The sequence below is a fragment of the Sporomusa aerivorans genome, from assembly GCF_041428895.1.
Taxonomy (GTDB): domain Bacteria; phylum Bacillota; class Negativicutes; order Sporomusales; family Sporomusaceae; genus Sporomusa; species Sporomusa aerivorans.
This window is the reverse complement of the sequence record NZ_CP156926.1, coordinates 4657148-4669774: the sequence shown is the minus strand read 5'-3', so window position 1 is coordinate 4669774 and position 12627 is coordinate 4657148. Positions and strand designations below refer to the sequence as shown.

At 48.6% G+C, this 12627-nt stretch carries 13 protein-coding genes; 12 read left to right on the top strand and 1 reads right to left on the bottom strand.

The features are described from left to right. Positions 1-2 precede the first annotated feature (2 nt). From SATMO3_RS22550 to gmd, 11 genes are all read left to right on the top strand, one after another. Complete coding sequence (locus tag SATMO3_RS22550; RefSeq protein ID WP_371372013.1) at positions 3-2300, top strand: glycosyltransferase; 2298 nt, start codon at positions 3-5, stop codon at positions 2298-2300. Between the two features lie 33 nt (positions 2301-2333). Then, positions 2334-2891, top strand: coding sequence for an acyltransferase (locus SATMO3_RS22545; RefSeq protein ID WP_371372012.1), 558 nt, complete (start codon positions 2334-2336; stop codon positions 2889-2891). A gap of 49 nt (positions 2892-2940) precedes the next feature. Beyond that, the gene (locus SATMO3_RS22540) at positions 2941-3525 is read left to right on the top strand and encodes a DapH/DapD/GlmU-related protein (protein ID WP_371372011.1); all 585 of its coding nucleotides are present in this window, start codon (positions 2941-2943) and stop codon (positions 3523-3525) included. A gap of 298 nt (positions 3526-3823) precedes the next feature. Continuing rightward, positions 3824-4243 carry an FdtA/QdtA family cupin domain-containing protein gene (locus SATMO3_RS22535; RefSeq protein WP_371372010.1) on the top strand — a complete coding sequence of 140 codons (420 nt, stop codon included), beginning with the start codon at positions 3824-3826 and terminating at the stop codon, positions 4241-4243. 13 nt (positions 4244-4256) lie between these two features. After that, a complete protein-coding gene (locus SATMO3_RS22530) occupies positions 4257-5408 on the top strand; it encodes a DegT/DnrJ/EryC1/StrS family aminotransferase (RefSeq protein ID WP_371372009.1) in 1152 nt (383 codons plus the stop codon). Then, complete coding sequence (gene rfbB, locus SATMO3_RS22525) at positions 5409-6500, top strand: dTDP-glucose 4,6-dehydratase (protein WP_371372008.1); 1092 nt, start codon at positions 5409-5411, stop codon at positions 6498-6500. Next, positions 6493-6972 (top strand): GNAT family N-acetyltransferase, encoded by a 480-nt coding sequence (locus SATMO3_RS22520; protein WP_371372007.1) that lies wholly within the window; start codon positions 6493-6495, stop codon positions 6970-6972. Before rfbB ends, SATMO3_RS22520 begins: the two co-directional genes overlap by 8 nt. A 48-nt stretch (positions 6973-7020) precedes the next feature. Continuing rightward, on the top strand, positions 7021-7905 hold the full coding sequence (rfbA, locus tag SATMO3_RS22515) for a glucose-1-phosphate thymidylyltransferase RfbA (protein WP_371372006.1): 885 nt from the start codon (positions 7021-7023) through the stop codon (positions 7903-7905). Then, positions 7902-8453, top strand: coding sequence for a dTDP-4-dehydrorhamnose 3,5-epimerase (gene rfbC / locus SATMO3_RS22510; protein WP_371372005.1), 552 nt, complete (start codon positions 7902-7904; stop codon positions 8451-8453). Before rfbA ends, rfbC begins: the two co-directional genes overlap by 4 nt. A gap of 20 nt (positions 8454-8473) precedes the next feature. After that, positions 8474-9322: a dTDP-4-dehydrorhamnose reductase gene (gene rfbD, locus SATMO3_RS22505; protein WP_371372004.1), complete on the top strand. Its 849-nt coding sequence runs from the start codon at positions 8474-8476 to the stop codon at positions 9320-9322. A gap of 350 nt (positions 9323-9672) precedes the next feature. Next, complete coding sequence (gmd, locus tag SATMO3_RS22500) at positions 9673-10761, top strand: GDP-mannose 4,6-dehydratase (protein ID WP_371381771.1); 1089 nt, start codon at positions 9673-9675, stop codon at positions 10759-10761. Positions 10762-10851: 90 nt separating this feature from the next. Here the strand turns inward: gmd and SATMO3_RS22495 are convergent, their stop codons facing one another. Next, positions 10852-11391, bottom strand: a complete 540-nt coding sequence (locus tag SATMO3_RS22495; RefSeq protein ID WP_371372003.1) for a DUF3231 family protein — start codon at positions 11389-11391, stop codon at positions 10852-10854. Between the two features lie 160 nt (positions 11392-11551). Here SATMO3_RS22495 and SATMO3_RS22490 point away from each other — a divergent pair, with 160 nt between their 5' ends. Beyond that, positions 11552-12565: an alpha-hydroxy-acid oxidizing protein gene (locus tag SATMO3_RS22490; RefSeq protein ID WP_371372002.1), complete on the top strand. Its 1014-nt coding sequence runs from the start codon at positions 11552-11554 to the stop codon at positions 12563-12565. Positions 12566-12627 lie beyond the last annotated feature (62 nt).

The window sequence follows — 12627 nt, the reverse complement described above, 5'->3', positions numbered from 1 at the left end:
CGGTGTGCTGCTACCTGGAAGATAAAGAACAAGCGGAGGATACTGCGAAAATAGTTGAAGATAAGACGAGTGCGCAAGCGCTTACAAGTATTATTATTCTGACGTACAATAAACTCGACTATAATAAACTGTGCATTGAAAGTATAAGAAAATATACTGAGCCGGATTCCTATGAACTGATAGTTGTGGATAATAACTCAAATGACGGAACAACTGAGTGGCTGCAAAGTCAGCAGGATATCCATGTAATTGCCAATACTGAAAATGTGGGGTTTCCTGCCGGCTGCAACCAGGGTATCCGGCTGGCCAAGGGCGACAGCATCCTCTTGTTAAACAATGATACCGTTGTTACGACGCGCTGGCTTGTTAATCTTAGAAAGGCGCTTTTCAGCGCAAATGACATTGGCGCGACAGGGGCGGTAACCAACTCCTGTTCTAACTTTCAAAGTATCTTTTGCGAGTATGCCAGCCTTGACGAAATGATACGTTTCGCCAGTCATGTTAACAGACACAATCCTGAGCGCTGGGAAAATAGAACCCGGCTTGTTGGCTATTGTTTGCTTATAAAAACGGAAGTGGTAAATAAAATCGGACTGTTAGAAGAAATTTTTTCACCGGGAAATTATGAAGACGACGATTATTGTTTGCGGATCAGAAATGCCGGTTACCGCTTACTTTTATGCCGGGATGTCTTCATCCATCATTTTGGCAGTATATCATTCGGGGAGCAGGCAGCTCATTTCAATAACCTGCTGGAAGTCAACAGGCAAAGATTCACCGATAAATGGGGTATGAACCCGCACCTGGCTGCACCCTATGAGCTGACCCAGGATGCGGAAGTCGCAAAGTGGATTGCCTATCAGCACGAATTTGGTTTCTGCCGGCAATTCATGGAAACTATGGGGTGGAAATTTTCGCTGCTAATGGACCAGGCTGAATTTGCTTTGCTGTCCGGCGATTTGGAAAAGGCGGCGCTCTTGATAAAACAGGCGGCGGATTCGGCACATCATTCGCATCCCGGTTTTTTTTGTTCATCCCGGTTAGAACAGATACTACGCAAAATCGCCGAAAAAATAGATGGCCGGGTAATCGTGCCACAGATAGCAGTACCTCCCCAAAATGCGGAAAAACGAAATGTACTGCATGTTATCAGTCAGGGGTACCATTCCGGCGGCCATACCCGACTGGTTGAACGCTGGATCGCTATGGACACAGCCTCGGCTCATTCCGTTATCATAACCCTCAACAGTTCGACCAATCCCCCCTGGCTCAGGGAGGCAGCCATTCAATCCGGCGGCTGGTACAATACGCTGGATACAATGAGCCTGAGTTTGTGCCAGCGGGCCAAAGTGCTGCGGGATGCCGCCGCTGCCTGGGCAGATGTGGTTGTTTTGCACATTCATCCCCATGATCCGGTTGCACCTTTGGCGTTTGGCGTTGCCGGCGCTTCACCGGTCATATTTCTCAATCATGCCGACCATGCCTTTACTATTGGCATGAGCGCAGCCGATCTGATCGCCGATCTCAGAGAGGCCGGCCAGAAATTAGGCAGAGAGCGCAGAAATGTAACTCAGTCCTGTCTGCTGCCAATTCCGTTAAACCTGCCGCCCGAGCTGCAGGATAAGAAGCTTGCCAAGCAGGCTTTAGGTATTCCTGAGGAAGCCATAGTTATTTTGTCAATAGCTTCGCCTTATAAACTGGCGCCGTGCGGGGAGTACAACTTTCACAATTTGCTGCAGGAAATTGCTGGGCGGTTTGATAATGTTGAAATTATTGTTGTCGGTCCGGCCGATGCCGGCGAATGGAGCCAGCTTAAAAGCGCAAGCAACGGCAGGATAAAAGCGGTGGGATTGCAATATGACTTGCGTGCGTTTCATAGTGCAGCCGATATCGGCTTGGTTTCGCTGCCAATGGGATCGATGACGGCAGCTCTGGAAGCAGGTGTAGCCGGTATTCCTGTTATTGGCGTAAAAGTAAATATTGAGACATTGGGGGCCGATGTTGCGCCAGGTGCTGTGGAAAGTATTTTTGCTACTAAGGAAGAGTTTTTCACTATGCTTGACAGACTGGTTAAAGATGACGCATTTCGCAGCCGGCAGGGTAGTGAATTAAAAGCAGCCATCCGGCATAATCATTGCCTAGGCTGGCCGGAGCACCTACAGGCGTTATATTCACAGCTTCCTGACAAGCATCACCCGGCTGAGATCGCCGAGGCCGGGGAGAAAGAGGCAACCGGTCGTGACACCTGCTGGTTTTACTTTCAGCACCGCTCCGGGTTAAGCTATTCGAGTTTTGGTTAAAAAGGCATATCAGAGGCGTAAGGGAGGTTAGGCATGCCATACTTTAAGCATGATCAAGCCCTGGTGGATTCCGCTAATATTGGCGAAGGAACTAAGGTATGGGAATTTGTTCATGTACTGCCCGGAGCAGTCATCGGCAAGAACTGCAACATTTGCGCCCATGTCTTTATCGAGAACGATGTTATAATCGGTGACAACGTTACTGTTAAATGCGGTGTGCAACTCTGGGACGGCGTACGAATTCACAATAAGGTCTTTTTAGGGCCGAATGTGACTTTTACCAATGATCTAAGACCGCGCTCGCAACAGCACCCGGCCGCTTATGCAACCACAATTATTAACGAAGGAGCATCTGTCGGCGCCAATGCCACCATTGTCGCCGGCGGCACCATCGGCAAATATGCCATGATTGGCGCCGGCGCCGTTGTCACTAAGAATGTACCCAACAACACCCTGTGGTACGGTAACCCAGCAGTATTTAAAGCGTATATATGCAACTGCGGTGAGAAACTAGATGACGGGCTTAATTGCGGGAGCTGTAATAAAGCCTATTTTTTAAACAGCGAAGGTCTTGTCGAAGAGAAAAGATAATTGGCCGGTCAATTAAATAGAATCCGCGAAGTCAAAAGAGGAGTTTGGCATGGAGTTAAAAAAAGCTTGCCTGGACGCAGCCCGGGACTTATACTTGCGGGCCAGGATTTGGTTATTTGACTTGCTGAGTGATGGGGACGTCATGGGGGAGCCCAATATTTTGCATCCCTCTATTTTTACCGGACCCGGTAAGGTTGCTTTTGGTCAAAATGTCCGGGTGGGAATACGTCATTCCCCCTATTTTTGGAGTGGCAATAATCATTTTGATACGCGCCGGAATGAGGCCATGATTGAAATAGGCAATAATGTGGCTATTAATAACAATTTTACGGCCATTTGCCTGGCAAACATCACTGTTGGCGATGATACGCTGATTGGCTTTAATGTTACTATCATGGATTTTGACGCTCATGGAGTTGAGCCGCATTTGCGACGGGGTAATCCCGGTAAATCCGCAGCAGTCAATATCGGCAGGAATTGCTGGATAGGCTCGAATGTAGCTATTCTCAAAGGCGTATCTATTGGTGATAATTCTATTATCGGGCTTGGCAGTGTGGTAACCGGCAGTATCCCGGCCAATGTAATCGCAGCCGGGAATCCCTGTCAGGTTGTCAGGGAAATACACGTTATATAAGGGAGCAGGCTCAACAAAAGAAGTCTTGTCAGGATGGAAATAGGGTTACCCTCCATACTGCCAAGGCTTTCTCTATGATGCTGAAAGATAGTATATTTAAAAAATTATAAAAGCAACAACGGCTTTTACCTTCATTAAAGCTAGGGGCCAGTCGTGCTTGCTCGTCATTAAGGAATATTATGGAATAAATGTCGCTTTGCCTAAATGCTGCATAGTATGGTAGAGGGTTAATTGGCCCGCTTGGGTACAAATAAACCGGTAGAAAGCTGATATATATAGCTTGAGGGGGATAGACGGTATGGGTGTCGAGAAGGTCAGGCTTATTGACCTGCCTAAGATTCATGATCCTCGGGGTAATCTTAGCGTAATAGAAACAGGGCGGCATATTCCCTTTGATTTTAAGAGAATTTTTTATTTGTATGATGTTCCGGGAGGAACAACACGGGCAGGACATGCCAATGTGAAATTAGAGCAGGTCATTATTGCCATGTCCGGCAGTTTTGACGTTATTATCGATGATGGTTTCCAAAAAGTGACGGTTCACTTAAACCGCAGCTATCAGGGCCTGTATATCCCCGGTATGATCTGGCGTGAGTTGGAGAATTTCTCGTCCGCTTCGGTATGCCTGGTACTGGCATCCGATTATTACGATGAGGGTGATTACTACCGGAATTACGAAGAGTTTATCCAGGCAGTGCATAGTTCAAGCCTGCAATAGGGGGAGATGAATCATGCAAGTTCCATTTTTAGATCTGAAAGCTGCTTATCGAGAACTTCAGTCCGAACTTGACGCCATTTACGTGCAGGTTATGGAGTCTGGCTGGTATATTCTGGGGGATGCGGTAAAGCGCTTTGAAGAAGATTTCGCCAGCTATTGCGGCGTGAGACATTGCGTAGGCGTAGGCAATGGCCTTGAAGCCTTGCACCTGGTGCTGAGAGCCTGGGATATCGGTCCGGGAGATGAAGTAATTGTTCCGGCCAATACCTATATAGCAACCTGGCTGGCTGTTACTTATGCCGGCGCCCGGCCGGTGCCTGTTGAACCCGATGAGAAGACATATAATCTTGATGCCGGAAATATTGCCGCAGTTGTAAATAAAAATACAAAAGCCATTATTGCCGTTCATTTATATGGGCAGCCTGCCGATATGGATGCCATAAATCAGGTGGCGCAGCGGTATAACCTGAAAGTGCTGGAGGATGCGGCGCAAGCGCAGGGGGCAATGTATAAAGGCCGGTTTACCGGCAGTTTGGCTGACGCCGCCGGCTTTAGTTTCTATCCGGGCAAGAATCTTGGCGCTTACGGTGATGCCGGCGCCATAACAACAAATGACGATAAACTGGCGGAGAAGCTGCGCGCTCTGAGAAACTACGGTTCGAAAATTAAGTATTACAATGACTATCAAGGCTTTAACTCCCGGCTTGATGAACTGCAAGCGGCGTTTTTACGGGTAAAGCTAAGGCATTTGGATGAATGGAACAGGCGAAGAAGCAGCCTGGCGGAAGTGTATTTGCAAAAAATACTTTGTCCGGATCTGGAATTGCCTGCTGTTTCCGAATGGGTAAGGCCGGCCTGGCATCTGTTTGTTGTTAGAAGCAGCAGAAGAAATGAGCTGGAGGCGTATCTTAAGAGTCATGAAATTGATACTTTGATTCATTATCCCGTTCCGCCGCATTTATCCGGCGCGTACCGGTCCCTTGGCTTTGGCCCGGGCGATTTCCCGCTAACCGAGCGGTTGGCCAATGAGGTGCTGAGTCTGCCGATGGGGCCGCAACTGAAGATTTCAATGGCCGGCTTAGTAATCCAGACTGTTAATGAGTATGGTAAAAGCAGTTGTGGCCTAAACGGCAAACCTGAACATGAGAGACCGGAGGCGATTTAGTTGCGGACATTGCTTATTACCGGTGGCGCAGGTTTTATCGGCAGCAACTTTGTGCATTACATGCTGGCCAATACCGGCTACCGGCTTATTAATCTTGATAAATTAACGTACGCGGGCAACCTTGACTCGCTGGCAGCCGTTCTGGAGCATCCACGGCATATTTTTGTCAAAGGTTCTATAGAGGACCGGGCGCTAATCAGCCAATTGCTGGAGGAGTATAGCCCGGACGGAGTTGTGCATTTGGCCGCCGAGTCGCATGTAGACAGGTCGATAGACGGGCCGAGGGACTTTATCCAGACCAATATTATGGGGACCTTCGAACTCCTGGAGTGTATTCGCCGTTATTGGGAACAGCGGGATGCCGGCTGGAAAGCGGCTTTTCGCTTTGTGCATATATCTACCGATGAAGTGTACGGTTCGTTAGGGCCGGAAGGTTATTTTACCGAGGAGACCAAATATGCGCCCAATTCGCCGTATTCGGCATCAAAAGCTGCATCGGATCACCTGGTGCGGGCATATTCTCACACCTTCGGCTTGCCTGTTTTGACGACCAATTGCTCTAATAATTATGGCCCGTATCAATTTCCGGAAAAGTTAATCCCGTTGATGATTTGCACCGCCCTTGAGGATAAGCCGCTGCCGGTTTATGGCGACGGCGCCAATATCCGCGACTGGCTGTTTGTGTCCGATCATTGCAGCGCCATTTTAACAGTCCTGGAAAAGGGGAAACCGGGAGAGGTCTACAATATTGGCGGTCAGAACGAAAAAAACAATTTACAGGTTGTCCAGGGTATCTGTGATCTGCTTGATGACATGCAGCCACGTAAGCAAGGCGGCAGTTACCGTGAGCTTATCACTTTTGTAAAAGACCGTCCCGGCCATGATCGGCGCTATGCTATTGACGCCGCAAAAATAAGAGTAGAACTTGGCTGGACTCCACAGGCGTCTTTTGCAACAGGGCTGTCCAAGACGGTGGCGTGGTATTTGGCTAATCAAATGTGGTGTGAAAGTATCAGGACAGGCAGCTACCGGAGTGGCTGGCAGGAGCTCATAGACAGGCGAATTTGTAAGTCCGGTGATCGGTATGAGTGAGTACACAATTGGTGAAATTGCCATAGCTGAAATCAGTGCAGCAACGGCCATGGTGAAAGCCGTTTTTGATAAATTTAATGCAGCTGGTTTTTCAGAGGAAGGGATACAAAGGTTTTATCAGCTTATCGACCCTAAAACTATTGAAAACCGTCTGGCCAATAACTCCTTTATGCTGGTTGCCAGAGAAGAAGAACAGATTATTGGGGTAATCGAGATCTATTATGTTAATCATATGCTCTTGCTATATACGGCAGAAAACTGGCACGGTCGCGGGATTGCCCGCAGTCTTTTGAATGCGGGAATCGCTAAATGCCGCCGGGAACAGAAAGAAGTACGGCAGCTTACGGTGGGCGCTTTCGATTTAGCTGTCCCGATCTATCAAAAGCTGGGCTTTGTTACTTATGATCAGGAACAAACCATTAATGGCATCCGGTTTACCCCCATGCTAAAAAAGTTTGAACAGGCAGTGTAATCACAAAAAAAAGATTGAAAACATTGATAACGGCTAGGAGTGAGGAGCATGATCAATAAAGGCATTATCTTGGCCGGCGGTTCGGGTACACGGCTCTATCCACTCACTAAAGTAGTAAGCAAACAACTGTTGCCGATATATGATAAGCCGATGGTGTACTATCCGCTATCAACATTGATGCTGTCAGGCATAACCAATATTCAGGTTATTTCAACACCGCAGGATTTGCCATTATATCAGGACCTGCTCAGCGACGGCTCGCAATGGGGCTTGAATATTTGTTATGCGGCGCAGCCGCGTCCTGAAGGAATTGCCCAGGCATTTATAATAGGCGCGAATTTTATTGACAACCAAAGCTGTGCCCTGGTGCTGGGGGATAATATTTTTTACGGCAACGGTTTGGCTGCAAAACTTAAGCAGGCGGCAGGCCGGTGTAGCGGGGCTACTGTGTTTGGTTATTGGGTAAGTAACCCGGAACAATACGGCGTAGTCGAGTTTGACGCGGCGGGAACGGCTGTCAGTCTTGCGGAAAAACCGGCACAGCCCAAATCGAATTATGCCGTGACCGGCTTGTACTTTTATGATCAACAGGTAGTCGACATGGCGAAGATTCTTAGGCCAAGCGCCAGAGGCGAACTCGAAATCACAGATATCAACAGTCTGTACCTTAGCCAGGGGCAGCTTAGCGTGGAGCTTTTGGGGCGAGGTTATGCCTGGCTGGATACGGGTACCCATAATTCGCTTTTCCAGGCAGCCAGTTTTATCGAAGCAATCCAGCAGCGGCAAGGGTTAAAAATTGCCTGCCCGGAAGAGATCGCTTTTCGGCAAGGCTATATTTCGGCGCAGCAGCTTGGACAATTGGCCGAGTCCCACCGGAATAACGGCTATGGCCAGTATTTATTGCAGCTTGCGCAGGGGGAAAGCTGCATATGAGGTGTTATGATACCGCTTTAGACGGAGTCAAAATATTCGAGCCCAAGGTTTTCACCGACAGCCGGGGATTTTTTATGGAGACCTGGAATGCCGCACTTTATGCCAAATGGGGCATTATCCCCCTGTTTGTCCAGGATAACGTATCATTGTCCACTAAAGGCGTTCTGCGGGGACTGCATTATCAGCAGCCCTATTCGCAGGGGAAACTGGTATATGTCCTGCAGGGAGAAGTGTTTGATGTAGCCGTAGACATACGGTATGGCTCGCCGACGTTTGGACAATGGGTTGGCGTCACTCTTTCGGCGCAAAACCGCCAGCAGCTTTATATCCCGGAAGGGTTTGCCCATGGCTTTTGTGTTATGAGCGAAACGGCATTGTTTGCCTATAAATGCACTGACTTTTATTCTCCAGCCCATGAAAAAGGAATCAGCTGGAATGATCCGGAACTGAATATTGTCTGGCCGGTCACGGAGCCGATTATGTCGGTAAAAGACCTGCAGTATCCGCCCTTAAGAGACCTGCCGGTGGAAAGTTTGATTAAATATTAAGAGTGTAGCAGGTGATTGCCATGAAGATTGTTATTACCGGTGGTTCCGGCCAGTTGGGCCGGGCCTTAACCGCTTTATCAGAAACGGTTGCCGGAAAATTATTTGCATTCGGTTCACGCGAACTGGATATCACCAGCCCTGGACAAATTGATGATATCTTTGGCAAGATTTGGCCCGATGCCGTCATTCATACCGGGGCCTATACGGCTGTGGATGCGGCAGAGGCAGCGCCTGATGAAGCTTTCCGGGTTAATGTGCTTGGTACCCGCAACCTTGCGGCAGCCTGTTTACGCTATGACAGCAAAATGGTTTATATAAGTTCTGATTATGTTTTTGATGGCCGGCAAGGCTCTCCGTACACGGAATTCGACCTGCCCAATCCGCTCAATGTGTATGGCCGCAGCAAACGGGAAGGGGAACTGATTGCTGCCAGGATTTGCCCACGGCTCTTTATTGTCAGGACTTCCTGGCTTTATGGCGACGGGCGTAATTTCGTCCGTACTATTTTGCGACTGGCAAAAGAGCGGGAGGTTATAAAGGTGGTACATGACCAAACAGGCACACCCACCTATGCCGCCGATCTGGCCCGGGCTATTTTGTCACTTGTGGCAACAGACGGATATGGAACATACCACATGTCAAACAGCGGGGGCTGCACCTGGTTTGATTTTGCCGGGGAAATTATCAGGCTTGCCGGCTTGCCAACACATATTGAGCCGATAACGTCAGCGGAATTTGCGGCGCCTGCAAAACGTCCCGCATATTCGGTATTACGCAACTATATGTTGGAACTTAGCGGCAGCCCTCCTTTCCTCTCTTGGCAAGAGGCGCTTGCCGATTATCTAAAGGATGAATTGGGTAAGAAGTGATTCTTGCCTTTTTTTTTATTGTGAGCTGTTTTAAGCTGGGTTACAAGTAGCAAATGAACGTCTGCCGCATACTATACAATGTGATTAACCCCACTGATAGCAAAATGGAAGGAGGGATATTTCATGGGCTTTGGTTTTGGCGGTTGTGGTGGTCATGGCCGTGGTTCTTCATTTATTGTGATTATCATCATAATAATTCTGTTGCTGTGCTTCTGCGGTGAAGACGATAGTTGCAGCTGTTAAGCCGATATAAGTTAAGCCACTACTTATAGAATGAGCCGGGCCTAATGGCACCGGCTCATTCAAAAGTTAGGGGGTTTTGTAACCTATCTGTTGGAATGGGGAGGAGCATAGTGAAGAAAGCGCTAATTTCCGGTATTACAGGCCAGGACGGGGCCTATCTTGCAGAGTTTTTACTTCAGCAAGGATATGAAGTACATGGTATTAAGCGGCGGGCATCGTTATTTAATACCGAGCGTATTGAACATTTGTATCAGGATCCGCATCAGCAAAATGTACATTTTTTCCTGCATTACGGTGATTTAACTGATTCCACCAATCTTATTCGTCTGGTGCAGCAGGTTCAACCGGATGAAATATATAATCTGGCAGCCCAGAGCCATGTCAAGGTTTCCTTTGATACACCGGAATACACAGCCAATACCGACGGCTTGGGTACGCTGCGACTATTAGAAGCCATTCGTATCCTGGGGCTGGAGGAAAAAACCAGGTATTACCAGGCATCGACAAGTGAACTGTACGGACAGGTGGCTGAAATTCCCCAGAGTGAAACAACACCGTTTTATCCCCGGAGTCCTTATGCGGCAGCCAAGCTATATGCATACTGGATTACTGTTAATTACCGGGAATCCTATAATTTATTTGCTTGCAACGGGATTCTTTTTAATCATGAATCGCCATTGCGCGGCGAAACGTTTGTCACCCGCAAAATTACCAGAGCAGTAGCACGGATCAAGCTTGGGATGCAGGAGATGCTTTATCTGGGAAACTTAAATGCACTCAGGGACTGGGGGTATGCCGGCGACTATGTACGGGCTATGTGGCTGATGCTGCAGCAGGATACCGCGGATGATTATGTTGTGGCAACCGGCGAAACGCATTCTGTCCGGGAATTTGTTGAATTGGCTTTCAGGACGGTCGGGATTGATATCAACTGGAGTGGCAGCGGCGTGGACGAAACCGGTGTAGATAAAGCTACAGGGAAAACACTGGTGAGAATTGATCCCCGCTATTTCCGGCCGACGGAAGTCGAACTGCTGCTCGGGAACGCAGAAAAAATCAAGGAAAAGCTAGGCTGGCAGCCGCAAATGTCCTTTACGGAACTGGTCAGGATCATGGTGGAAGCCGATTTGAAGCTGGCCGAGAAAGACAGACTATGCGCAAGCCAGGGCTTTGTTTTGCCGCAATATAATGATTAACCCGCCCAAAATGATGTGGGCGGGCGGGTGAGATAATCTGTGAATATACCCACTAAGAAGGAAACTTCCTGAATAGATTTCCTTTTCTTTTTAGTGGGTTATTTTTGTCAGATGCGGCAGCCAGCCCCGGTTCAGCATCAGCTGCAGCAGGCGGTAGTCCCAATCAAGGCCGTCATCCAGCGCTTTCCGGAACATAAGGGCTACATCAAGCTGATACGACTGGTGCAAAGCAGCAAGCAGGGCTGTCTGGGAGACTTTGGCCAAAGTGCCGACAGCAATTGCAATTTCCTGGTCGGTCAGACGAGCGTCGTCCGGGATGGATAACGGTGTTTTGTGCAGATTGCGTTTGACAAAGTGCAGAGTAGGCGTTTGGCCGTCACTGTCAGAGAGTTTGTCTTCGGCTTCGCCAACCGTCATTTTATTATGCCGGTCAAGGGCTTCTTTTATGAGTTCTTTAAGTTCGGGGTCGGTGGCATGATTATGTAATACCTGCAGCAAGGCTGCGTTGAAGCGACCCTGCGCGATTATGCCGTACAAACCGGCAGCCTCAATGTAATTGAGCGGCTCTTTGTCAAACATCATATTCATAATATTGCGGGTTTGCGAATTGACTTTATCCATTACTGTCATGGGTGATTTACCTCCCGTGTTTGGTAGAGTATTTGATTTTAATATGGGCAGGTTGATAAAATTTATACTTGCCATACTAACAGTAAGCAGGAATTTGTTCATAGAACAAGAATTTGACACAGTATGAATTGAGTGAATTGTTATTCAGGGGGATCAAAATATGGATTTTAATACTATAAAGACGACCGCAAAAGAAAAGTTCAGCGGCGCATGCCGGCTATGCCCGGTATGCAATGGTGTGGTTTGCGCCGGCGAGGTCCCGGGGATGGGGGGCTTAGGCACCGGGGCGGCCTTTCGTCATAATGTACAGGCCCTGGCTGATTGCCGTCTCAATTTAAGAACGGTTCATAGTGTGAAAAATCCTGACTTGTCTTGCCGTATTCTGGGTATGGAGCTCTCCCTGCCGATTATCGCGGCTGCTATTGGCGGTATTGGTCTTAATATGAAAGGGGCCATGCCGGAAGAGGAATATACCGGCGCTATTGTTAGCGGCTGCCGTCAGGCCGGAACTGTCGGCATGACAGGTGACGGGCCTAACCGGGTGGTATTTGATGCCGGAATGGACGCCATTGTCAAGGAACAGGGCCGGGGAATCCCCATTGTCAAACCCCGCGAGACCAATAAAGTGATCGAGTTGGCCAGGCAGGCTGCTGATGCCGGCTGTCCGGCCTTTGGTATGGATATTGACGCCGCTGCCCTTGTTAATATGACCAATGCCGGACAACCGGTAGGTCCTAAGACCATCCAGGAACTGGAGCATATAAAAAATAATACAACCATTCCGTTTATTGTCAAAGGCATTATGACGCCGGATGATGCGGAAGCCTGCTGGCAGGCGGGAGTTGACGCCATTGTTATTTCCAACCACGGTGGCCGGGCCCTTGACCATACTCCGGGTACAGCCGAAGTACTGCCCTATATTGCCGAAGCCGTTAAAGGCAAAATGACAGTACTGGTTGACGGCGGTATCCGCAGCGGTGCCGATGTGCTTAAAATGCTGGCTTTGGGCGCTGACGCCGTGCTGCTTGGCCGTCCGCTGGCCATTGGCGCGATAGGCGGCGGTGCCGCCGGCGTGGCATTTATCCTGAACAAATTTAAGGCAGAACTGAGTGCAGCCATGACTTTGACAGGCACTCCTCAGGTCAGCGAAGTTCCTGTTGAAATCTTATGGTAAGCAAAACGGCAACATTTTGTATTGCCGGAATTTTGTCTCTTGGGATATAATAGATATTGTTG